The organism is Kocuria sp. CPCC 205258, from assembly GCF_040981005.1.
Lineage (GTDB): Bacteria > Actinomycetota > Actinomycetes > Actinomycetales > Micrococcaceae > Kocuria > Kocuria rosea.
In genome coordinates, this window is the sequence record NZ_JAVKPS010000009.1 from 65885 (window position 1) to 89435 (window position 23551).

At 74.8% G+C, this 23551-nt stretch carries 14 protein-coding genes; 4 read left to right on the forward strand and 10 right to left on the reverse strand.

Going from position 1 to position 23551, the window contains the following annotated elements; genetic code table 11:
* Positions 1–35 precede the first annotated feature (35 nt).
* A complete protein-coding gene (locus tag RF644_RS14720) occupies positions 36–857 on the forward strand; it encodes a purine-nucleoside phosphorylase (RefSeq protein ID WP_062736658.1) in 822 nt (273 codons plus the stop codon).
* Positions 858–927: 70 nt separating this feature from the next.
* Positions 928–2697: a phospho-sugar mutase gene (locus tag RF644_RS14725; RefSeq protein ID WP_368797036.1), complete on the forward strand. Its 1770-nt coding sequence runs from the start codon at positions 928–930 to the stop codon at positions 2695–2697.
* Positions 2698–2709: 12 nt separating this feature from the next.
* On the opposite strand, the gene RF644_RS14730 is transcribed toward RF644_RS14725, so the two are convergent.
* The 3 genes from RF644_RS14730 to nirD all read right to left on the reverse strand — a co-directional run bounded on the left by RF644_RS14730 (position 2710) and on the right by nirD (position 5678).
* Entirely contained in the window at positions 2710–3972 is a 1263-nt protein-coding gene (locus tag RF644_RS14730) for a heparan-alpha-glucosaminide N-acetyltransferase domain-containing protein (RefSeq protein WP_368797037.1), read from the reverse strand.
* Between the two features lie 203 nt (positions 3973–4175).
* Complete coding sequence (locus RF644_RS14735) at positions 4176–5213, reverse strand: hypothetical protein (RefSeq protein ID WP_368797038.1); 1038 nt, start codon at positions 5211–5213, stop codon at positions 4176–4178.
* Between the two features lie 48 nt (positions 5214–5261).
* Positions 5262–5678, reverse strand: coding sequence for a nitrite reductase small subunit NirD (nirD, locus tag RF644_RS14740; RefSeq protein WP_368797039.1), 417 nt, complete (start codon positions 5676–5678; stop codon positions 5262–5264).
* Between the two features lie 226 nt (positions 5679–5904).
* Here nirD and nirB point away from each other — a divergent pair, with 226 nt between their 5' ends.
* The gene (gene nirB / locus RF644_RS14745) at positions 5905–8523 is read left to right on the forward strand and encodes a nitrite reductase large subunit NirB (protein WP_368797040.1); all 2619 of its coding nucleotides are present in this window, start codon (positions 5905–5907) and stop codon (positions 8521–8523) included.
* An 88-nt stretch (positions 8524–8611) separates the two neighbouring features.
* On the opposite strand, the gene RF644_RS14750 is transcribed toward nirB, so the two are convergent.
* The gene (locus RF644_RS14750; RefSeq protein ID WP_368797041.1) at positions 8612–9802 is read right to left on the reverse strand and encodes a heparan-alpha-glucosaminide N-acetyltransferase domain-containing protein; all 1191 of its coding nucleotides are present in this window, start codon (positions 9800–9802) and stop codon (positions 8612–8614) included.
* 279 nt (positions 9803–10081) lie between these two features.
* Between RF644_RS14750 and RF644_RS14755 the strand changes: the two genes are divergently transcribed.
* Complete coding sequence (locus RF644_RS14755) at positions 10082–11224, forward strand: uroporphyrinogen-III synthase (protein WP_368797042.1); 1143 nt, start codon at positions 10082–10084, stop codon at positions 11222–11224.
* Here the strand turns inward: RF644_RS14755 and RF644_RS14760 are convergent.
* From RF644_RS14760 to RF644_RS14785, 6 genes are all read right to left on the reverse strand, one after another.
* Positions 11206–12429 (reverse strand): heparan-alpha-glucosaminide N-acetyltransferase domain-containing protein, encoded by a 1224-nt coding sequence (locus RF644_RS14760; RefSeq protein ID WP_368797043.1) that lies wholly within the window; start codon positions 12427–12429, stop codon positions 11206–11208. The genes RF644_RS14755 and RF644_RS14760 overlap by 19 nt on opposite strands.
* A 165-nt stretch (positions 12430–12594) precedes the next feature.
* Complete coding sequence (locus RF644_RS14765; protein ID WP_368797044.1) at positions 12595–14196, reverse strand: FAD-dependent oxidoreductase; 1602 nt, start codon at positions 14194–14196, stop codon at positions 12595–12597.
* Positions 14193–16346, reverse strand: a complete 2154-nt coding sequence (locus RF644_RS14770) for a molybdopterin oxidoreductase family protein (protein ID WP_368797045.1) — start codon at positions 16344–16346, stop codon at positions 14193–14195. The genes RF644_RS14765 and RF644_RS14770 overlap by 4 nt, the downstream gene beginning before the upstream one ends.
* Before the next feature lie 47 nt (positions 16347–16393).
* Positions 16394–17791, reverse strand: a complete 1398-nt coding sequence (locus tag RF644_RS14775; protein WP_368797080.1) for an MFS transporter — start codon at positions 17789–17791, stop codon at positions 16394–16396.
* 340 nt (positions 17792–18131) lie between these two features.
* The gene (locus tag RF644_RS14780) at positions 18132–19352 is read right to left on the reverse strand and encodes a heparan-alpha-glucosaminide N-acetyltransferase domain-containing protein (protein ID WP_368797046.1); all 1221 of its coding nucleotides are present in this window, start codon (positions 19350–19352) and stop codon (positions 18132–18134) included.
* Entirely contained in the window at positions 19342–23406 is a 4065-nt protein-coding gene (locus tag RF644_RS14785) for a Pls/PosA family non-ribosomal peptide synthetase (protein ID WP_368797047.1), read from the reverse strand. Before RF644_RS14785 ends, RF644_RS14780 begins: the two co-directional genes overlap by 11 nt.
* Positions 23407–23551: the final 145 nt, after the last annotated feature.

The following is a 23551-nucleotide window of genomic DNA, read 5'->3' on the forward strand; positions in this document are numbered from 1 at the left end:
CGGACGGCCCGGGACCATGCGGTAGCTTGGGGCGGGTGGACACAGAGCACAGCGCTGACCGGGCCGACCCCTTCGAGCTCGCCCAGGAGGCCGCGGACGCCCTCCGCCGGGCCACCGGGGTCGACACGCACGAGATCGCCCTGACCCTCGGCTCCGGCTGGGGCCAGGCCGCCGATCTGATCGGCGAGACCGTCGCCGAGATCCCGGCCGCGGAGATCCCCGGCTTCACCCCGCCCGCCCTCGAGGGCCACGTGGGCACGCTGCGCTCGGTGCGCACCGCCGCGGGCCGGCACGCGCTGGTGATCGGCGCCCGCACCCACTACTACGAGGGCCGGGGGGTGCGCCCCGTGGTCCACGGCGTGCGCACCGCGGCCGCCGCCGGGGCGCGCACCATGATCCTCACCAACGGCTGCGGCGGGCTGAACCCGTCCTGGGGCCCCGGCACCCCGGTGCTCATCAGCGACCACCTCAACCTCACGGGCCGGTCCCCGCTCGAGGGCGCCACGTTCGTGGACCTCACCGACCTGTACTCCCCGCGGCTGCGCGAGCTGGCCCGCGGGGTGGACCCCACCCTCGACGAGGGGGTCTACGCGCAGTTCCCCGGCCCGCACTACGAGACGCCGGCGGAGGTGCGGATGGCCGGGGTGCTCGGCGCCGACCTCGTCGGGATGTCCACCGCCCTGGAGGCCATCGCCGCCCGGCACGCAGGCATGGAGGTCTTCGGGATCTCCCTCGTGACCAACCAGGCCGCCGGGATCTCCGCGACCCCGCTCTCCCACGAGGAGGTCCTCGAAGCCGGGCGCGCCGCGGGCGCCCGGATCTCCGGACTGCTCGCCCGCATCGTCGCCCAGCTCTGACCGGCCCCGGGCCGGGACGGGTTCCCGGCCCGGCACCCCGGCGCACCGGACGCCCCCAGGAGGCCGCGCCATGACCACCGACCCCCGCACCGACCCGCAACTGCTCGACGCCGCGCGCGCGTGGGGCGCCGCCGACCCGGACCCCGCTACCCGCGCCGAGCTGACAGCCCTCGTCGAGGCGGCCGCCGCCGGTGACGCCGCAGCAGGGGCAGAGCTGGCCGACCGCTTCTCGGGCACCCTCCAGTTCGGCACCGCCGGGCTGCGGGCGGCCCTGGGGGCCGGGCCGATGCGGATGAACCGGGTGGTGGTGCTGCGCGCCGCGGCGGGGCTGGCCGCCCACGTCCTGGCCGTGCAGACCCCGGCGGACGGTGCGGCGGGCTCCGCCCGGCGCCCCCGTGCGGTGGTCGGCTACGACGCCCGGCACGGCTCCGAGATCTTCGCCCGGGACACCGCCGCGGTGTTCACGGCCGCCGGCATCGAGACGGTGCTGCTGCCCGCGCCGCTGCCCACCCCCGTCCTGGCGTGGGCGGTGCGGGCCCTCGAGGCGGAGGTGGGAGTCATGGTCACCGCCAGCCACAACCCGCCGGCGGACAACGGCTACAAGGTCTACCTCGGCGGCCGGGCCGTGGAGCCGGCGGCCCGCGGCTGCCAGATCGTGGCCCCGCACGACCGGATGATCGCCGAGCGGATCGCGGCCGTCGGGCCCGTCGAGGACATCCCCCGGGCGCAGGAAGGGTGGACCATCCTGCCCGCGAGCGTCGAGCAGGACTACCTCGACGCCGTGCTCCCCGCCGTGGTCACCGCCGCCGCGGGCGCCGAACGTCCCCTGCGGGTCGTCCTCACCCCGCTGCACGGGGTGGGCGGGCGCACGACGACGGAGGCCCTGCGGCGGGCCGGTCTCGCCGACGTGCACGTGGTCCCGGAGCAGGCGGAGCCGGACCCGGACTTCCCCACGGTCGCGTTCCCCAATCCCGAGGAGCCCGGCGCCCTGGACCTGGCCCTGGCCACGGCCCGCGCCGTGGGCGCGGACCTCGTCCTGGCCAACGACCCCGACGCGGACCGGGTGGCCGTGGCGGTCCCGGTGCCCGGGGCCGGCACCGGCTCCGGGGGCACAGCGCAGGACTGGCGGATGCTGCGCGGCGACGAGGTCGGCGCGCTGCTCGGCCACGCCGCGGCGGCCCGGTACGGGGGCCGCGCGAGTGCTGTGTTCGCCAACTCCATCGTCTCCTCCCGCCTGCTGGGACGGATCGCCGCCGCGGCGGGGATCGCGCACCAGGAGACGCTGACCGGCTTCAAGTGGATCGCCCGCGTCCCGGGGCTCGCGTTCGGCTACGAGGAGGCGCTGGGCTACTGCGTGGCGCCCGAGGTGGTCAGGGACAAGGACGGGATCAGCGCGGCCGTGGCGGTGGCGGTGCTCGCCGACGAGCTGCGCGCGCAGGGCCGGACCCTGCTGGACGTGCTGGACGACCTCGCCCTGGCCCACGGGCTGTACGCGACCGACCAGCTGAGCATCCGGGTGGCGGACCTGAGCCGCATCCCGGTCATGGCGGCCGCCCTGCGGGACGCCCCGCCCGCGGCGCTGGGCGGCTCCGAGGTCGTCGAGGCCGCGGACCTCGCCGCCCCGAGCACGGGGCTGCCGCCCACCGAGGGCCTGCGCCTGCTCACCGCGGACGGCACCCGGGTGATCGTCCGCCCCTCCGGCACGGAGCCGAAGCTCAAGTGCTACCTCGAGGTGGTCGCCCCGGTGGCCGGCCGGGCCGCGCTGCCCGCCGCCCGGGCCGAGGCGCAGGAGCGGCTCGGGCGGATCCGCGCTGAGCTCGAGGCCGCACTGGGCCTCTGACGGCGCACAGGCTCAGGCGGCCGGCGGCCGGACCCCGCCCCCTTCCCGGGCGAGGACCCGGCGCGAGACGGCCTTGGTCGACCGGGTGACCACCTTCTCCAGCGGGCCCTGGCCCAGGTAGCGCTGCCAGAGGACGGCCACGAGCGCGAAGGCTGCGATCTGTCCCCAGAACCACAGCTGGGGGGCGTCCCAGAACAGCTCCAGCCACATCACCAGCAGGTGGGCCACGTAGAGGGTGAAGGTCATGGCCCCGATGGCTGTCAGAGGCATGAGCGCTCTTCCCACCGCGCGCGGGAGCAGCAGGAAGACGCCCAGCGTGAACACCGCGAGGCCCAGGCTCAGGAGCAGCGAGAACGGCGTGTTCGAGTGCGCGCCGGGCACGAGCAGCCACCACAGCGTGGTGGTCGGCAGCTCCGGGTCGGCCCCGAAGACCAGGATCTCGTCGATCTCCTCCTCGTTCATCCACGGCGTGGCCCCGGCGATGGCGTCGTAGCCGCCCAGACGCAGGGCGAGGTCGGAGGCGGCCCAGGTGACGGCGGCGAGCGCCGCCCCCACCGCGGCGAGGCCGGCCTGCACGCGGCGGTGCGCCAGGTTCATCCGGCCCAGGGCGATGCCGGCGCACACGAACGTCATCCACGGCAGGGCCGGATAGGAGCCCGTGAGGAACAGGTGGGCGGCGACGCTCCCGGGGTCCTGCACGAGGTCCAGCAGACTGGGGTTGTCGTAGACGTGGGCCGGGAGGAAGCCCAGGGACCACTGCATGACGAAGGGCGAGATCAGCGCGAACAGGCCGGCGCTCAGGAGCAGGTACCGGGTCCGTAGGCCGAGGAAGGGGATGGCCAGCAGGAAGAACACCCCGTAGTAGATGAGGATGTTGTCCCACGGCAGCACCAGGAATCCCAGCAGGAAGCCGACCAGGGCGATGATCGCAGCACGGCAGACCTGCGCCCACCGGGAGGCGGTCCGCCTGCGGCCGGTGTGCGGGGTGCGCCCGCCCGTGGTGAAGGCCAGGCTCACACCGGCCAGGGTCGCGAACAGGGCGGACGAGTGACCCGCGAACAGGGTCCAGGTCAGGGTCGGGTCCCCGGTGTCCTCGTGGAAGAGGGGAAGCGTGTGCACGGCGACCATGCCGAAGAGGGCGAACCCGCGGGCGGCGTCGACTCCGGTGAGCCGGCGGGTCGTCCGGGGGGACCCGGCGACGTCGCGCCCGGGTCCTGCCGTCGGGACACCGGTGGCGGTGGCCGTCCCGGCCGGCGGCGTGCGTTCTGCGGACATGCGGTTCCCCCACGGATCGATCGGCTCGTGCACCCGTGCCGGTCCCGGCCCCGGCCGCGCCCCCCGGCACGGCGCCCGGCGCCCGCCCGCCCGTCGTGGACGACGGGCTCGCGGCGCACTGGTGCACGCCTGAGCTTACTAGAGCAAACGCGGAGCGGGTCCCCAGCCGCGGAGAATTCGAGGAACCCGGGCAGGGAGCAGGGCTAGGACGCGTCCTGAGCGTCCTCCTCGGCGGCGTTCAGCGCGCGCTGGAGGATGCGGGCATACGGCAGCCCGAAGTGGTCCACGCCGTCCCGGTACCGGATCCGGGCCCGCTCGAAGCCCTGCTCCTCGTACCATTGGTGCCCGTCCCACGCCGCGGACACGGCGTCGAACTCTGCCTGCGGGTCGGTCCCGTCGTCCTCCGTGCCCACGTCCCAGCGCAGGCGCAGCTCCTGCAGCTGCTCGGAGGTGGGCTCCGCGGAGGGCCGGTCCGGGGCCTGTCCGCCGCCCATCATGATCGCGCCGCCGCCCGGGACGAGGTCCACGTGGTCCGCCAGCAGCTCCTGGCTGATGAACTGGGCCCCGCCGGAGTACCCGGTCAGCCAGGTGCGGGAGCGGTCGATGTCGTACTCGGGCTCGAGCCGCTCCTCGACGAGCGAGAGGAACCACTGCGCGTTGAGGTCCCGCTCCTCCCACCAGGTGATCTCCCCCGCACGATCGGGAGTCCGCGGGACCACCAGCAGCATGTTGTGCTCCCGCGCGACCTCCGCCAGGCAGGAGGCGGTGTACTCGGGGCTCTCGTACTCGAAGGCGCCGTCCCCGTGGAAGTGGTACACGACGCCCACCGGACGGTCCCAATCCAGGTCCTCGGCGAAGACGTGGTAGGCGCTGCTGATCCCGTCGTGCTCGTGCTCGAGCTGGAAGCGGTCCTGCCGCTCCTCCCCTGGGCCGAACACGCGTGCGTCCAGCACGGCCCCGTCCGTGGGCCCGCCGGGGCCGCGGGCCGTGACCCGGACGCCGTCGAGGCCGTAGCGGGCGCACGAGACCGTCTCGGGGGCCTCGGCCTCCGGGGTCTCCTCGTCCCGGCCGACCAGGAGGGCCACGGTCGCCACGAGCAGGAGCACCAGCGCCAGGGCACCGGCCCCGAGCAGGCGCAGCCGCCGCCGGGCGCCCCGGGACGTCGCGCCGCGGTGGCGGTGCCGGTGCGGCAGCCAGGACCAGGGCCACCGGGGACCGCTCCGAGGGTGTTGTCGTGTCACCCGGTCATCTTACGAAGGAGTACCTGGGAGAACCCCGGCGACGTGCCGTCAGCGGGGCAGGCCGACGAGCACCCGCCCGTCGCGCACCTCGGCCGGGTGCACCGGCAGGGCGGGCCCGTCCCCGGTGAGGCATCGCCCGGTCGCGAGGTCGTAGACCTCCTTGTGCAGCGGCGAGGCGACCGTGACGGCCGAGCCGCGGGAGCCGAGGATGCCGCGCGCCATGACGCAGGCCCCGGTGCGGGGATCGCGGTGGTCGGCCGCGAGCACCGTGGTGGCGTCCACTCGGTACAGCGCCACCTGGCGGCCCGCCACCCGGGCGGCCTCGCCCCACAGGGGCTCGAGGTCCGTCAGGGCGCACACGTCGTGCCACTCGGTGCCGGCGGCACGGCTCGCCGCGTCCACCGTGGTCGCGGTCGTGGTCGCGGTCGTGGTCGCGGTCGTGGTCGGGGTGAGGGTCGTCGTCATGAGGGGCCTCCTGCGGCTCGGCGGAACGTCGTGCTCGACGTTAGGCGGGGCGGATGACGGGCGCGCTCCGGGGCCGTTTCGCCCCGGTCAAAGCCCGCTCACAGGGGGCCGGGGCCCCGGTGAGGGAAGCGAAAAGCGACCGGAACGGCGGGGCAACGGCGGGGCAATCCCGTCTCCCTAGAGTCGGAGCAACGCCCCAGCCGCCCGCCAGCTCCCGGAGGTCCCCGTGCCGCGCTCCCCCTTCTCCCCGCAGTCCCCCCAGCACGTCGTCGTGGTCGGCGGCGGCCCCGCCGCCCACCGCTTCGCGGAGGCGGTGCTGTCCGCGGAGGACCACCACGTGCGCCTCACCGTGTTCGCCGACGAGCCGTGGGTCCCCTACGACCGCGTCCAGCTGTCCAAGGCGCTGACGGGCCCCGCCGGCGCGGTCGACCTCACCCTGGGCGGGGGCACGGTGTGGCAGGACCCGCGGGTGGACCTGCGCCAGGGCGTGAAGGCCCGGGAGATCGACCCCGCGGCCCGCACGGTCACTGCGGCGGACGGGACCGTGACCGGCTACGACGAGCTCGTCCTCGCCACCGGCTCCGACGCCGCGCGCCTGGACGTCCCCGGCGCCCACCACGCCTTCGTCTACCGCACCCTCGACGACGTCGCGGCCATCCGCGCCGAGGTCGAGCGGCTGCGCGCCCGCTACGGGCGCACCCCGCGCGGCGTGGTCATCGGCGGCGGCCTGCTGGGCCTCGAGGCCGCGGGCGGGCTCCAGGAGCTCGGCGCGGAGGCCACGGTGGTGCACTCCCGCAAGTGGCTGATGAACGCGCAGCTCGACGAGGGCGCCGGCCGCTCCCTCAACGCCCTCATCACCGCGCGCGGCGTGCGCCTGCACCTGGGCGAGCGCCCCTCCGGCGTGGGGCTGCGCAAGTCCGACGGCGAGGTGTGCGCCGTCGAGTTCCGGGACTCCGCCGACCTCGAGGCGGACCTGGTCATCGTGGCCACCGGCATCCGGGCGCGGGACCGGCTGGCCTTCAACGCGGGCGTCGAAACGGCCCCGCGCGGCGGCGTGGTCATCGACGAGGCCTGCCGCACCTCCGCGGAGCACGTGTGGGCGATCGGCGAGGTCGCCTCCTGGAACGGGGAGTGCCTGGGGCTCGTGGCCCCCGCGAACACCATGGCGGAGATCGTCGCCGACCGGCTGGCCGGCGGGCGCTCCACGTTCGACGGCTTCGACACCGCGACCAAGCTCAAGCTCTCCGGCGTGGACGTGGCGTCCTTCGGCGACGCCTACGGCGAGACCGAGGACTGCCTCGAGGTCGTCTACGCGGACCCCGCCCGCGGGATGTACCAGAAGGTCGTGGTCACCCAGGACGCGCGGACCCTGCTGGGCGGGGTGTTCGTGGGGGACGCCGAGCCGTACAACGCCCTGCGCCCGCTGCTGGGCCGGGAGCTGCCCGGCGAGCCCGGCGCCTACCTCTCCGCCTCCGGCGTGGACGCCCCGGCCGGGGACCTGCCCGACGACGCCGTGATCTGCTCCTGCAACAACGTCACCACCGGGGCCGTGCGGGAGCAGATCTCCTGCGGCGTGCACGAGATCGGCGAGCTCAAGAAGTGCTCCCGGGCCGGCACGCAGTGCGGGTCCTGCGTCCCGATGCTCAAGAAGACCCTGGACCTGGAGCTGGCGAAGGCCGGCGTGGAGGTCTCCAGGGCGCTGTGCGAGCACTTCGAGCCCTCCCGCGCCGAGCTCTTCGAGGCCGTGCGCGCCCTGGACCTGTCTTCCTGGGACGAGGTGGTCGCCCGCTTCGGCACCGGCCTGGGCTGCGACATCTGCAAGCCCGTGGTCGCCTCCGTGCTCGCCTCCCAGCGGGACGAGTACGTGCTCGACTCCGGCCGGGGCGCCCTGCAGGACACCAACGACCGGGCGCTGGCCAACATGCAGAAGGACGGCACGTACTCCGTGGTCCCGCGCGTGCCGGCCGGGGAGATCACCCCGGAAAAGCTCATCGTGCTCGGCGAGGTGGCCCGGAAGTACGGGCTCTACACCAAGATCACCGGGGCCCTGCGCGTGGACATGTTCGGGGCCCGGCTCGAGCAGCTGCCGGAGATCTGGCGGGAGCTCGTGGACGCCGGCTTCGAGTCCGGGCAGGCCTACGGCAAGGCGCTGCGCAACGTGAAGTCCTGCGTGGGCTCCACGTGGTGCCGCTACGGGGTGCAGGACTCCGTGGGCATGGCCGTGCGGCTGGAGCTGCGCTACCGGGGGCTGCGCTCCCCCCACAAGTTCAAGATGGGCGTCTCGGGCTGCGCCCGCGAGTGCGCCGAGGCCCGCGGCAAGGACGTGGGCATCATCTCCACGACCGACGGCTGGAACCTCTACACCGGCGGCAACGGCGGCGCGAACCCCGCCCACGCCCAGCTGCTGGCCCAGGGCCTGGACGACGAGACCCTGGTCCGGTACATCGACCGGTACCTCATGTACTACATCCGCACCGCGGACCGGATGCAGCGCACGGCCCGGTGGCAGGAGGAGCTCGAGGGCGGGATCGACCACGCGCGCGCCGTCGTCGTCGAGGACTCCCTGGGCATCGGCGAGGAGCTCGAGGCCGCGATGGCCCGGCACGTGGACCGCTACGAGGACGAGTGGGCCGCCACGCTGAAGGACCCCGAGCGGCTGCGCCGCTTCCGCTCCTTCGTCAACGACGCCGCCCCGGACGACTCCCAGGACTACGTGCTCGAGCGCGGTCAGCGCCGCCCCGCGACCGACGCCGAGCGCGCCGCCGCCGAGGCCGGCGACGGCCCCGTGCTGCTGACCGGTCCGCGGATCCCGGTGCGCGAGGGCGCCGCGACCTCCGGGGCTTGATGCGGCCCGGGGCCGCCGGGGAGATGCGCCCGGGTCCGGATCGGGCTCCCGGCCGGAACCGGGCCGGAGCTGGCCGCGGCGCCTGGGGTCACGTCAGGTGGAGCCGGCGGTGCCGGTCAAGCACGGTGCGGCGGCCGGCGTCCCCGACGGCGTCGAGGACCCGCTCCAACGGCCCCCGGCCCAGCGCCCGGCGCCAGCCGACGGCCAGCAGGACCGCCGCCCCCAGGTGGGCGACGGACCAGAGGACGGGGAGGTCGTACCGGACCTCGACGGACAGCGCCACCAGGTGGGCGGTGTACACGCTCAGGCCCATCGCCCCCACGGCCGACAGCCGCAGCAGCCACGCCCCGGACCTGCGGGAGACCAGCAGACAGCCCCCCAGCACCAGCAGTGCCACGCCCAGGCCGGCGGCGATCGCCCACACCCCGTCGACGGGCCACGGGTCCGGGCCCCGCGCCAGCACCTCGGCCAGCTCGTCCGCGCCCGTCCCGCCGGTCGTCGGCACCCGGCCGTGACCGCCGACGACGTACGGTCCGAAGGGGTCGGCGGTCCGGGCGAGGACGACCAGGCCCACCCCCACCGCCAGGAGACGGACCTGGATCCCCGTGTCGCGCAGGTTCATCCGCCCCACCCCCAGCCCGGCCAGCAGACAGCTCAGGTACGGCAGGGCCGGGTAGGTTCCGGTCACCAGCAGCCGGGAGACCGTCCCGCCCGGCTCCGCCGGCACGTCGGCGAACGCGGGGTGGGCGGAGGCGAGGGCCGGAAGGAGGTCCGTCACGCCCTGCACCAGCAGCGGGCCCACCATCCAGAGCACCGCCGCGCAGACGAACAGCGCCGTCGCGGACAGGCGCAGGAACGGGATGGCCAGCACGAAGAGCACCCCGCAGCAGACCAGGAGGTCGTCCGCCGGGGCGTCCCCGGGCATCAGCGCCCCGAGCCCCAGTCCCACCACGGCGAGCAGCACCGCCCGCACGGCCACCCCCATCCGATCGGCGGCCAGCCATCTGCCCCGGTGCGGGAACCGCCCCCCGGACCCGAGCGCCAGTCCCACCCCGGCCAGCAGGATGAACAGTGCCGCCGAGGCCTCCGAGAGGAGGACGTGCGGCCAGGCCGGTGCCGGGGTCACGGCGTGGCGGCCGGGCAGGACCTGCACCGCCATCAGCCCGATCAGCGCCAGCCCGCGGGCCGCGTCGAGGCCCGCCCACCACGCCGGGGACCTGCGGGCCCCGCCCGTGGCCGCGGCCGGGGCGAAACGCTCCGTTCCGGACGTCCACCTCATGACTCCCCCGTCCTCGCGGGCCCGCCCCGGCACTGCCAGGGCCCGAGCCGCATCCGAGGTCCCAGTGCTCCGGGACCTTTCCGGACCCAGGATCTCTGCCGCACGTGGCGCTCCCGTTGCGCACACCTCACGATTCCGTGAAGTCTGCAGGCCCCACCGTGCACGTCAGCGGGACGTCCGGCACGCCGCGGTTCCCCGCACCGCGTCCGTGGGGCAGGCGGTGCGGAATCGGAAACCTGGGGTAACACCGTGGTCACAGGACCGACCTACGCTCGGGGCATGACCGCCGCACCCACCGCCCCAGCACCCGGTGACCACGGCGCGCCCGGCGCGCTCGGGGAACTGACCGGGTTCCGCGTCGGCGTGACGGCCCACCGCCGCGCCACGGACTTCATCGCCGCCCTGGAGCGCCGCGGCGCGCAGGTGGTGCACGCGCCCGCCCTGATGATCTCCCCCGTGGCCGAGGACACCCGGGTGGTCGAGGACACGCGCACGCTGCTCGCCCACCGGCCCGCGATCATCGTGGTGACCACCGCCTACGGGCTGCGGCGGTGGTTCGAGGCCGCCGACGCCGCGGGCCTCGGGGAGGACCTGCGGGACGCCTTCCGGGCCGCCCGGGTGCTCACCCGCGGGGCGAAGGCCCGGGGCCAGGTGCTCTCCCTGGAGCTCGAGGACGCGGAGGTCTCCGAGGACGAGCGGACCTCGTCGGTGGTCGACCGGCTCCTGGCCGACGGTGTGGCCGGCGCCCGCGTGGCCGTCCAGCTGCACGGGCTGACGGACCAGATCCAGCTGGAGCGGCTCGTGGCCGCCAGGGCGCAGGTGGACACGGTCTCCCCCTACCGGTGGCTCTCCGCCGACGACGGCGAGCGCCTGCCCGGCCTGATCCGCGACGTGTGCGAGCGCCGCCTGGACGTGCTGACCTTCACCGCTGCCCCGGCCGTGGACTCCCTGTTCAGCACCGCCCAGGAGATGGGCCGCTGTGAGGACCTCGTGGACGCCCTGCGCACGGACGTCACGGCCGCCGCGGTGGGACCCGTGTGCGCCGGGCCCCTGCTGGAGGTCGGGGTGGAGCCGCTCGTGCCGGAGCGCTACCGGCTGGGGGCCCTGGTCCGGGCGGTGTGCACCCACGCGGTCGAGGAGCGCACCCTGGTGGTGCCCACTCGGCACGGGACGCTGCGGCTGATGAGCACCGGCGCCGCCCTGGAGGGCGTGTTCGTCCCGCTCTCCGACGCCCAGGTCGCGGTGCTGCGGGCGCTCGCGGCGCACCCCGGGGCGGTGGTCTCCCGGGGGCAGCTGCTGTCCGCGGTGCCGGGCCTGGAGACCGAGCACGCCCTGGAGATGGTGATCTCCCGGCTGCGCCGGATCCTGCCCGCTCCCCTGGTCGCCACCGTGATCAAGCGCGGCTACCGGCTGGACCCCTGAGCCACGGCCCGGCGGACCGGCCGGACCGCCGCGTTCATCGCCCGTTCCAGCGGGCCCCGTCCGAAGGCTCGCTGCCAGGCGAGGGCGAACAGCACGGAGAGCACCAGGCTCGCGATCAGCCAGAGCAGGGGCGCGGTGTGGAAGAGCTCGAAGGACAGGAACACGAGGTGCGTCGTGTACAGGGTGAGGCTCATCGCGCCCAGGGCCGTCACGGGCAGCAGCCAGGCGCTGTGCCGGCGGGAGAGGAGCAGGCAGGTGCCGACGACGGCCAGGCTCACCCCGAGGCTCCACGCCACGGAGAACGGGGTGTTGACGTCCGGGGTGGTGAGCACGAGCCACCACGGCGTGGTCGTCGGCAGCGTGTCCTCGGGGCCGTAGGTCAGCAGGCTCTCGAGCTGCGCCACGGTGAGGTCCGGGTCGCTGAACAGCAGCCGGGTGTAGACGTCCCCGGCGTAGAGCAGCTGCCGCGAGACCAGCTTCGCGGTCACCGCGAGGACCGTGCCCACCACGACCAGCCGGACCTGGACGTCCCGGCGGCGCAGGTTGAGCCGGCCGATGGCCAGGCCCGCCAGCAGGTAGGCCAGGTACGGCAGGGCGGGGTAGGTCCCCGTCAGGAGCAGCTGGCCGAGCACCGCGAGCGGTTCGGTGACCAGCGTGACGAAGGTCGGGTTGTAGGACGAGAAGCCCGGCAGCGACTCCCCGGCGAAGTGGAGCAGCAGCGGGCCGGCCACCAGGGCTGCGCCCGCGCCGAGGAACAGGGCCCGCGGCCCGAGCCCCAGGAAGGGCAGGGCGAGCAGGAAGTACGCGGCGAAGTAGATCAGGATGTTGTACGCCGGGGGCTCCGGCGGCATGAGGTGGCCGATGACCAGCCCCAGGATCAGCAGCAGCAGCGCGCGCACCGCGATGCCGGCCCGGGCGGCCGTCATCTCGCGGCCGCGGAGCGGGCGGCGCCCGCCGGAGGTGAGCGCCAGCCCCGTGCCGGCCAGCAGGGCGAACAGGGCCGGGGAGTCGCCGGGGAACAGGATCCACGTCACCGTGGGCCGGCCCGTGGCGGCGTAGGACACGGGCAGGATGTGCACGCACATGATGGCCACGAGCGCCAGCCCGCGGGCCGCGTCGAGGCCCACCAGGCGCCTCGAGGACCGCGGTGCGGCGCCGCGGGACGCGGCCGCCGCGGGCCGGTGCTCGGTGGGGCGCTCCCTCATGGATGGTCGTCCTGTTCGTCGGTGCAGGCCCGCGCGGGCGGGCGGCGGGCGCGACCATCTTCGCACCCCGGGGCACGCCGACCAATCGTGACGGGCCGGTGACCCTGTCCACCCTTGTGCGAAAGCACACGCCGGTGCGTGGCCCTCCGGCGGCACGGGGACCCCTCACACCGCGGCGGCGTGCTCCTCGACGAGCCGGCGCACCGTGTCCGTACAGCCCCCGCAGCCGGTCGAGGCGCGGGTGGCGCAGCTGACCTCCTCGAGGGTGGCGGCGCCCTGTGCCACGGCGTCGGTGATCCGGCCCATCGTGACGCCGGCGCAGTGGCAGACCGTGGACTCGGGCGTCAGCCGGGTCTCCTGCTGCGCCCCGGCGTCCGGGCCGTCGAGGCGCAGCAGGACGCCGGGATCCTCGGGCACGGGCTCGCCGCGGTCGTGGAGGAGCCCGATCTCGGCGGCGGCGCGGGGCAGGCCGAGCACGATGTAGCCCTCGAGGGTGCGGTCGGGGCGCAGCACGAGCTGGGCGTAGGTCCCGGCCGAGCCGTCCGCCCACTGCACCACGGTCCCGCCGTCCGGGCGGGGTTCCCAGGGGAGGCCCCCGACCGTCCCGGCGCAGGCGAGCTCCACCTGGTGGGCCTTGAGCCGCACCGCGCCGGCGGGACCGGTGGTGAGGGGGGCGAGCACGGCCGTCCCGCCCTCGGCCACGGCGTCCAGCTCGGCGCGGATCCGGGCGGCCAGCCACTCGGCCTGCCGCCAGCCGGGACCGATCAGACCGGACGGGCCCATGCCGTCCCGGCCGGGGCAGACCCGGCAGGACGGGTCCTTGCACAGCACCTCGGCGCAGTCCCCCACCGCGAAGACCCGCTGCTCCACGTCGGCCTCGAGCTCGTGGTTGACCACGATCCCGCGGGCCGTGCGCAGCCCGGCGCCCTCGGCGAGCTCCGTGCGCGCCGTGACGCCGATCGACAGCAGCAGCAGGTCACCCGGCAGGGTCCGGCCGTCCTCGAGCACGAGCCCGCGGAAGGAGCGGTCCTCGTCGAGGGAGACCTCGCGCGCCTGGGCGCCGGAGACCACCTCCACGCCGGCCTCGGCGAGCGCGCGGCCCAGCAGCGCGCCACCCGGGGCGTCGAGGGAGCGGGTCAGCACCCACGCCGCGTGGTGGACCACGGTGACCGGGCAGCCGGCCTCGCTCGCCGCGAGCGCGGCCTCGAGCCCGAGCACGCCGCCGCCCAGGACCACCACGCGGCCCCGCCGTTCGACGACGGCGCGCACGGCCCGGGCGTCGCGCAGGTCGCGCAGCGCCGTGACCCCGGCGGGCAGGTGCTCGTAGGCGCCGGGGTCCGGGTTGATCCCGCGCAGCACGGGCAGGTTCGGGCGGGCCCCGGTGGCCAGGACCAGGCGGTCGTAGCCGAGCTCCCGGGTCTCCCCCGTCGGCCCGTCAGTGAGCCGCAGGACCCGGCGGGAGCGGTCGATCCGGGTGACCTGCGTGCCGAGCAGCACGTCGATCCCGGTGCGGGCGAGGAGCTCGGGGTCGGCCAGGGCCATCGTGGCGCGCTCGGTGCGGCCCATGGCGTGCTCGCCGATGAGCACCCGGTTGTAGGCGGGGTCGGTCTCCCCGCCGATCACGGTGAGGCGGATCGTGCCCGCGGCGGCGAGGTCGGCGACGTCGTCGACGAAGCGGGCGGCCACGGGGCCGAAGCCGATGACGACGACGTGCTCGCCGGGCCGCATCGGGGTGCCGTGGGCACGGGTGGGGCGGTGCACGGTCATCGGGTCGTCTCCTCGGCGTCGATCGCCCGGACGGTCACGGAGCCGGCCTTGAACTCGGGCATGGCCGAGACCGGGTCCACGGCCGTCGAGGAGACGAGCCGGTTGGCGGTCTGGGTCCCGGCGTAGTGGAAGGGCAGGAACACCGTGTCCGGGCGGATGTCGGTGCTCAGTTCGGCGCGGGCCACGGCCCGGCCGCGGGCGCTGGTCAGCTCCACCGCGGCGCCGTCGCGGATCCCGTGGGCGGCGGCGGTCGCGGGGTGGATCTGCAGCCGCGCCGCGGGGCGGGCTCCGTGCAGCGAGGGCACGCGGCGGGTCTGGTTGCCGGACTGGTAGTGCTCCAGGTAGCGGCCCGTGGTCAGTGTGAGGGTCCCCGCGGTGTGCAGGGGCTCCCGCCGGTGCCCGGGCGAGCTCGGGTCCACGGTCCGGCCGGCGGCGCGCGGGCGGACCGGGACGAGCACGGCCCGTCCGTCCGGGTGGCCGAAGCGGTCGAGGAAGACCCGCGGCGTGCCCGCGGACGCCCCGGCGGGGTGCGGCCACCAGCAGGCCTCGCCCGCGTCCAGGGCGGCCCAGCCGATCCCCGAGTAGTCGGCCTTCCCCCCGGCGGAGGCCCGGCGGAGCTCCTCGAAGACCTCCTCCGGGTCGGGGCTGAACGTGCCCGGGGCCTCGAGCCGGCGGGCGAGCTCGGCCATGATCCACAGCTCGTCCCTCGCCCCGGGCGGCGGGTCGAGCGCGCGGCGGCGGCGCAGCACCCGGCCCTCGAGGTTCGTCATGGTCCCCTCCTCCTCGGCCCACTGCAGCACCGGCAGGACGAGGTCGGCGAACTCGGCGGTCTCGGAGAAGAAGAAGTCGCAGACCACCAGGAAGTCCAGGGCCTGCAGCCCGCGGACCACGGCGTCGGTGTCCGGGGCGCCGATCACCACGTTGGAGCCGTTGACCCACAGGCAGCGGACGCCGTGGTCGGTGCCGAGGGTGGTCAGCAGCTCCGCGGCCGGGATCCCGGGGCCGGGCAGCTCGGCGGGGTCCACGCCCCACACCCCGGCCACGTGCGCGCGGGCGGCGGGGTCCGTGATGCTGCGGTAGCCGGGCAGCTGGTCGGCCTTCTGCCCGTGCTCCCGGCCGCCCTGCCCGTTGCCCTGCCCGGTCAGGGTGCCCCAGCCGGAGCCCTCGCGCCCGGGCAGCCCGAGGAGCAGGGCCAGGTTGATCGCGGCGGTCGCGGTGTCGGTGCCGTCGACGTGCTGCTCCACGCCGCGCCCGGTCAGGACGTAGGTCCCCTTCCGCGCCCGGGCCAGCAGGCGGGCGGCCCGGCGGATCCGCTCCGCCGGGACGCCGGTGACCTGCTCGACCCGCTCGGGCCACCACGCGTTGACGCTCGTCGTGAAGGCCTCCGAGCCGGTGGTGCGCCGCTCGAGGTAGTCCCGGTCGGCGAGGCCCTCGTGCAGGACCACGTGGGCCAGACCGAGCAGCAGCACGAGGTCGGAGCCGGGGGTGGGCTGCAGGTGCAGTCCGCCGTCGTCGTCGGTCATCCGGGCCGTGGCGGAACGGCGGGGGTCGACGACGACGAGGCCCCCGTGCTGGCGGGCGTGCTGGAGGTGCTGGACGAACGGGGGCATGGTCTCGGCGGGGTTCGTGCCCAGCAGCAGGACGGTGTGGGCGTCGTCGAGGTCGGTCACGGGGAACGGCAGGCCGCGGTCCAGGCCGAGGGAGCGGTTGGCGGCGGTCGCGGCGGAGGACATGCAGAACCGGCCGTTGTAGTCGATCCGCGAGGTCCGCAGGGCCACCCGCGCGAACTTCCCCAGCTGGTAGGCCTTCTCGTTGGTCAGCGACCCGCCGCCGAAGATCCCCACCCCGTCCGGGCCGTGGCGCTGCTGGGCGGCCCGGAACTCCGCGGCCATCCGGTCCAGGGCCGCCGCCCAGGACACCTCCTGGAAGACGCCGTCCGTCCCGCGCAGCAGCGGCGCGGTGAGCCGTGCGGGGTCGGCGAGCAGCTCCGCCGACGTCCAGCCCTTCCGGCACATCCCGCCCCGGTTGGTGGGGAACTGCCGGGCGGCGACCTCCGGGTAGCCCTGCTCCGCGGCGGCCGCCGATCCGGTGTCCAGGGTCATGGCGCACTGGAGGGCGCAGTACGGGCAGTGGGTGGCCGTGGTGCTCATGCGGGCGGTTCCTCCTGGGGTCGGCGGGACGGGGCGGGGCTGCGGGCTCAGATGTGGCTGTCGCCCATCTCGGTGCCCCGGCGGAGGTAGCAGCACCAGGTGACCGCGAGCGCCACCATGTAGAAGGCCACGAAGCCGTAGAAGGCCGCGCTGTAGGCCCCGGTGGTGCTGTTCGAGAGGTTGAGCGCCTGCGGGATCAGGAAGCCGCCGTAGGCGCCGACCGCGCCGATCAGCCCGAGGGCGGCCGAGGCCTTGCGCTCGGTGGAGACCGCCGCGTCCTGCTGCTGCCGCAGCCCCAGCACCCGGTAGATCGAGGGGATCATCCGGTAGGTGGAGCCGTTGCCCATGCCCGCCGCGGTGAACAGCAGCAGGAACAGGCCGAGGAACAGCCAGAAGTTCGCCAGGGGCAGGGTGAGCACCACGGCGAGCGCGAGCAACGCCATCACGGCGAACACCGCGACCGTCATGGGGGCGCCGCCGAAGCGGTCCGCGAGCCGGCCGCCGTAGGGCCGCGAGACCGACCCGACCAGGGGGCCGAGGAACGCCAGGGACAGTGCCGCGGCGCCCACGCCGAAGGATGAGAACTCCGGGAAGGTGTCCGCGATCAGCTTGGGGAACACGCTGGAGAAGCCGATGAAGGAGCCGAAGGTGCCCACGTAGAGGAAGGACATGATCCAGAAGTGCGGCTCCCGGACCGTGGCCAGGGACCCTGCGACGTCCCCCTTGGCGTGGGAGAGGTTGTGCATGTGCTTCCGGGCGCCCCACGCCGCGAGCAGGATGAACGGCACCCAGATCCACCCGGCCAGCGGGAGGTCCAGGGCCCCGGCGGCGAGGACGGTGACCGCGATCGGGACGAGCAGCTGGGCCACGGCCGTGCCGAGGTTGCCGCCGGCGGCGTTGAGCCCCAGCGCCCACCCCTTCTCCCGCACGGGATAGAAGTAGGTGATGTTGGCCATCGAGGAGGCGAAGTTGCCGCCGCCGAAGCCGGCCGTGGCCGCCAGGAGCAGCATGACCGCGAACGGCGTCTCCGGGTTGCCGACCGCCAGGGCCAGACCCACCGTGGGGACCAGCAGCAGCAGGGCCGAGACGATGGTCCAGTTCCGGCCGCCGAACCGGCCCACCATGAACGTGTAGGGAATGCGCAGCGTGGCGCCCACCAGGGACGGGATGGAGATCAGCCAGAAGATCTGGGAGTCGCTGAAGGCGAAGCCCGCCGCCGGCAGGTAGATCACCGTGATGGCCCACAGCTGCCAGACGGCGAAGCCGAGGAACTCCGCGAAGACGGACCACTTCAGGTTGGTGCGCGCGATCGGGCGGCCGGTGGACTCCCAGAAGTCGGGGTCCTCGGGGCGGTAGCCGTCCAGCCAGCGGCCGGGCCGCTCCCGCAGGGCGAGCGGCGGGGGCGCCGGGGTGCCGGTTGCCGTGGTGGCCGGGTCGGGATGCAGTTCTGAGCTCACGGGTGACCTCCTGGGCGAGCGGGGCGGAGCACGGCGACGGCGGCGTGCGGTGCTCCCACGCTACGAACCCCGTGTTTCGGTCCCCGACGGCGGGAGTAACGCCTCGATGCACTTCCACTCACAGCGCCGGGACGCCCGTGTGAGGTCCCCGGGCGCCCTCATGCGCCCCGTGCCACGCCGAGTCCCCAGCCCCGGCCCTCTCACGCACCGAGTCCCCCATGTGTGCGCGTTTCCCCAGGATCGAACTGGGGAACTGCGCACACATGGGGGACTCGACGGTCACGGCTGGGCCGCGGGGCCGGCGCCGCGAGGGGGCCGGGGTCACAGGTCAGCGGGCGGCGACCCTCCCGGCGATGCGCTTCGAGGTGCGGGCCACCAGCTTCTCGAGCGGGCCCTGGCCCACGGCGCGCTGCCACGCCACGGCCAGGAGGCCGAACACGGCCACCTGCATCCAGAACCAGAACCCCGGGTGCAGGTCGTAGACCCCGGTGCCGAGGAACAGCAGGTGCAGGGTGTAGAGCGTGAACGTCATGGACCCGGCGGCCGCCAGCGGCGTGAGCGCCTTGCCGATCAGCCGGGCCAGGAGCAGGAACGCCCCGAGCGCGAATGCGGCCATGCCGAGGCTCAGGAGCAGCGCCACGGGCGTGTTGCTGTGCGGGGCGGGCACCATCAGCCACCACAGGGTGGTGGTCGGCAGGGACGGGTCCGGGCCGAAGACGAGGATCTCGTCGATCTGCTGCTCGGTCAGCCACGGGGTGGCCTCCCAGATCCGGTCGTAGACGCCGAGGGCCAGCAGCGCCCCCATGGACACCGTCCAGGAGAGCAGGGCCAGCGCCGCGCCGGCGCCCACGAGCCACAGCTGCACCCGCCGGCTGGTGAGGTTCATCCGGCCCAGGGCGATCCCCGCGCACAGGTAGGCCATGTACGGCAGCGCCGGGTAGGTGCCGGTCAGCAGCAGCTGGGAGAGCACGGTGACCGGGTCGGTGACCAGGTTCCACAGGGTGGGGTTGCCGTACACGTGGGCGGGCAGGACGTCCACGGCCCACTGCATGAGGAACGGGGCCAGCACGGTGAAGGCCGCCGCGCTGATCAGCAGGTGCCGGATGCGCAGGCCCAGGAACGGGATGGCGAGCAGGAAGAACATCCCGTAGTAGATGAGGATGTTGTCCACCGGCAGGGCCACGAAGCCCACGAGAAACCCGACGAGGGCGATCACCGCGGCGCGGCCCACCAGTCCCGCCCGGTCCCCAGCAAGGCGCCGGCCCGTGTGCGGGGTGCGGCCCCCGGAGAGGAACGCGAGGCTCACCCCGGCCAGGGTCGCGAAGAGGGCGGCCGAGTGCCCGGCGAACAGGGACCAGGCCAGGGAGGCGCGTTCGTTCTCCGCGTCCCAGACGGGCAGCGTGTGCACGGCGACCATCCCGAGCAGGGCGAAGCCCCGGGCGGCGTCCACGCCGACCAGCCGCCGCCGGGTGCGCCGCCCGGAGGCGCCGGGGACGTTGAGCACCGCGGTGCCCCCGCCGCGCGTGGCGGCCGCGTGCTCAACGCTCACGGGTGACACCTCCGGCGGGAAGGGCCTCGGCGTGCAGCGGGCGGATCGGGTTGCCGCCCCAGGTGCTGCCGGCGGGCACGGTCTCCTGGGCCATGACCAGGGAGCCGGGGCCCACCGTGGCGCCGGCCTCCACCGTGCTGCCGGGCAGGACGAAGCTGTTGGGCCCCAGGGTGGAGCCCGCCTCCATCGACACCGGCTGCAGCCGCATGATGCGGTCGTGGAACAGGTGGGTCTGGAGCACGGTCCCGCGGTTGACGGACACGCCGCGGCCCAGGTGCACCAGGTCGAACTCGGGCAGCCACCAGGTCTCGCACCACACGCCGCGCTCGATCTTCGCGCCCATCAGCCGGGCCCAGGCGTTGAACACCGGGGAGCCGACGGCCAGCCGGATCAGCCCGGGCACGGCCAGGGACTCCGCGAAGGTGTCGGCCAGCTCGTTGCGCCACACGAAGGAGCTGAACAGCGGGCGCTCGCCTTCCCGGAAGCGGCCCATGAGGGCCCACTTGACCAGCACGGGGATGAGGGCGGCCAGCACGCCGGCGGCGAGCACCACGGGCGTGGCCCACAGCAACGCCGAGAGGATGCCGTCGAGGCCTCCCCCGGCCCGCATGTACACGGTGGTGAGCACGAAGACGATCGCGAGGTCGATCCACGCGGTGACCATGAAGGGCACGGCGCGCAGGGACTCGACGAGCGTGCGGGCCACGACCAGGCGCCGGCGGGGCCGGTAGGTGACGGCCTCGTCCGCGGTGTCGGTGACGCGGCTGATCGGCTCGGGGAGCCGGCCCAGCCAGGAGGTGCCGCGCTCGGCGTCGGCCGGGGCGGAGGAGAGCACGGCGACCAGGGAGTCCTCAGGCACGTCCCGGTCCGGGCCCACGATCGCGGAGTTGCCCACGAAGGAGCGCTCCCCCACGGTCGAGGGGCCCACGTGGATCCAGCCGAAGCCGATCCGGGCGGAGCTGACCATCGAGTGGTCGGCCATGAAGGAGCCGGACTCGAAGGTGGTGAGGTGCGGCAGGGTCTCCACGGTGGAGATCTCCACCTGGCTGCCCACCCGGGCGCCCAGCAGCCGCAGGAAGAACGGCGTGGCGATGGAGGCGTAGACCGGGTAGGTGGAGACCAGGCTCTTCTGCAGCAGCACGCCCGTGAGCCACACGGCCCAGCCCACGGTGCCGTCGGCGGGGTGGTGGCCGGGACGGATCAGCAGGGCGAGCGCGCGCACGACCAGCACGAGCAGGGCGAGGTAGACGAGCACCGTGAGCACGGCGAAGACGGGCACCCACAGGGCCATGACGGGGAAGACCAGCTCGTAGAGCTCGAGCCCGCGCACCTGGGTGAAGACGATCAGCGCGCCCGGGACCACGGCCAGCACGGGCAGGATCCCGACCGTGCCGAGGCCCAGGGCGTACAGCAGCCCGGTCAGGAACCGGTTGCTGCGGCCGGGGGCCCACTCGAGCCAGGACTCCCCGGCGGGGCCGAGGTCCACGAGCGGGGAGCCGCCCTGCAGGCGGCCGGCGGGGACGGTGCCGGTGACGTGGGAGCCGGGGTCGACCTCCGCGCCGGCCTCGACCACCGCGCCCGGGCTCAGGAGCGTGCGGGTGCCGACCCGGGCGTTCTCGCCCACGGTCACACCGCCGAGGTGGAAGACGTCGCCCTCGAGCCAGTAGCCGGAGAGGTCCACCTCGTGCTCGATCGCGGCGCCGTCGCCGATGCGGGCCATGCCGCTGACGGGAGGCATCGTGTCCAGGTGGGCGTGGCGGCCCACCCGGTTGCCGAGCAGCCGGAAGAACAGCACCATCACAGGGGCGCCCATGAGGGGCTCGAACTTGTTGAAGATCAGCACCCGCTCGGCCATCCAGACCCGCAGGTGGGTCCAGGAGCCGCGGGCGTGGGCGCCGGGGCGCAGCCGGAAGGTCAGCAGCCGGATGAACAGCGCGGTGAGCACCAGCCGGCCGGGCAGGGCGAAGAGCACGAGCCAGCCGAGAACCAGGGGCAGCAGCGGCGGGTTCGGGACCCAGCCCGCACCGAGCACGTTGAAGAGCAGCCACACGACGATCGAGGCGCCGAGGACGTAGCGCAGCCCCGAGACGGCGTAGAGGGCCGTGAGGAAGGGGATCTGCACGAGGCCGTTCCAGCGGGGGACGTCCGCCACCCGGCGCTCGCGCGCGGCGTCCTGGGCGACGACGTCGACGGGCGCCAGCGTGGTCAGGTACTCGTGCATCCCGGCGAGCGTGGGGTGCCGGTAGATCTCGGCGATCGCGGCGTCCGGGTAGGTGCGGCGGATCTCGGAGACGAGCTTGGCCACCGCCACGGACGTGCCGCCGAGGACGAAGAAGTCGCTGTCCTCGTCGATGGGCAGGGGGCCGAGCTGGTCGGCCCACAGGGCGGCGAGCCACTCGAGCTCGGCGTCGATCTGCGAGGCCTCCGCGGCGGCGCCGGCGGAGGGCAGCGGCCAGGGCAGGGCCTTGCGGTCCACCTTGCCGGAGGTCTTCAGGGGCAGCTCGTCCATCAGGGTCAGCGCGGGCACCATCTGGCCCGGCAGCCGGTCGGCGAGCAGGCGGCGGGCGTCGGCGAGGTCCACCGAGCCCGGGGCCTCGGCCACGAGGTAGCCCACGAGGACCTGGTTGCCGGCCGGGGTGGTGTGCACGGCGGCGGCGCCGGCCTGCACGCCGGGCAGCCGCGACATCTGCTCGTCGATCTCACCCATCTCCACGCGCCGGCCGGAGATCTTGACCTGGTCGTCGGCGCGGCCCACGAAGACGATGCCCTCGGGGTCGGCGCGCACGAGGTCCCCGGAGCGGTAGGCCCGCTCCCAGCCCAGGGTGTCCATGGGCGCGAACTTCTCGGCGTCCTTGGCGGGGTCCAGGTAGCGGCCCAGGCCCACGCCGCCGATGATCAGCTCGCCCTCCTCGCCCCAGCGCACGGGGTTGCCGGAGGTGTCGACGATCGCCAGCTCCCACCCGGGCAGCGGCAGGCCGATGCGCACCGGCGGCTCGCCGGTGAGCACGGCGCCGGTCGCGATGACCGTGGCCTCGGTGGGTCCGTAGGTGTTCCAGACCTCGCGGCCGGGGTGCACCAGGCGGGCGGCGAGCTCGTTGGGGCACGCCTCCCCGCCGAAGATGAGCAGGCGGATGCGGCTCAGCGCCTCGGCCGGCCACATCGACGCGAGCGTGGGCACCGTGGAGACGGCGGTGATGTCCCGCTCGACGAGCCACGGGCCGAGGTCGGTGCCCGAGCGCACCACGGCGCGGGGGGCGGGGACCAGGGCGGCGCCGGAGCGCCAGGCCAGCCACATCTCCTCGCACGAGGCGTCGAAGGCCACGGAGAGCCCCGCCATCACGCGGTCGCCCGGGCCCAGGGGGCGCCTGGGCAGGTAGAGCTCGGCCTCGGCGTCCACGAGGGCGGCGGCCGAGAGGTGGCTGATCGCCACGCCCTTGGGCTTGCCGGTGGAGCCGGAGGTGAAGATGATCCAGGCGTCGTCGCCCGTGCCGGGCTGCTGGCAGTCCGCGCCCGCGCGGACGCCGGTGCGGGGCCGGAGGGACAGGTCCGCGCCGTAGACGGCGCACACCGAGGCCTCCTCCCAGACCGTGTTCGCCCGCTCGTCCGGGTCGTCGAAGTCGACCGGGACGTAGGCGGCGCCGGCGAAGATCGTGCCGAGGACGGCCACGTAGAGGTCCACGGTCCCGGAGGGGACGCGGATGCCCACGCGGTCCCCGCGGCCGATGTCGAGGTCCCACAGGCGCTGGGCCTGGGCCTCGACGCGCTCGAGGAACTCGGCGTAGCTGAGCACGGTGGTCCCGTCGTCGAGGGCCACCGCGTCCGGGTGGCGCGAGACGGTGTCCATGACGATGTCCACGAGCGTGCGCGGGGCCGGCGCGGGCGAGACGGGAAAGACGGCGCGGCCCGGGAGCTGCGGCATGGGCTGCGTGTGCAGGGCGCGGTCGAGGACCTCGCCGTCCTCCATCGGGTCCTGCTCCGGGTAGCGGTCCTCGAGCAGGTGCCGACCGCCTCCCTGGCGGGTCGAGCCGCTGCGCGTGGTTGGGCGCACTGTCATTGAATCCCCCATCGACTTCACTGCCGCTGCGGATCTGCACAGCGGCCGGTGCCGACAGGAAGGACGGGCCCAGGGACCGGACGGACCGGACGGAAGGCACCCGGGAGCACGCGCGCCGGATCAGCGCGGTGCCGTGAGTGAGTGT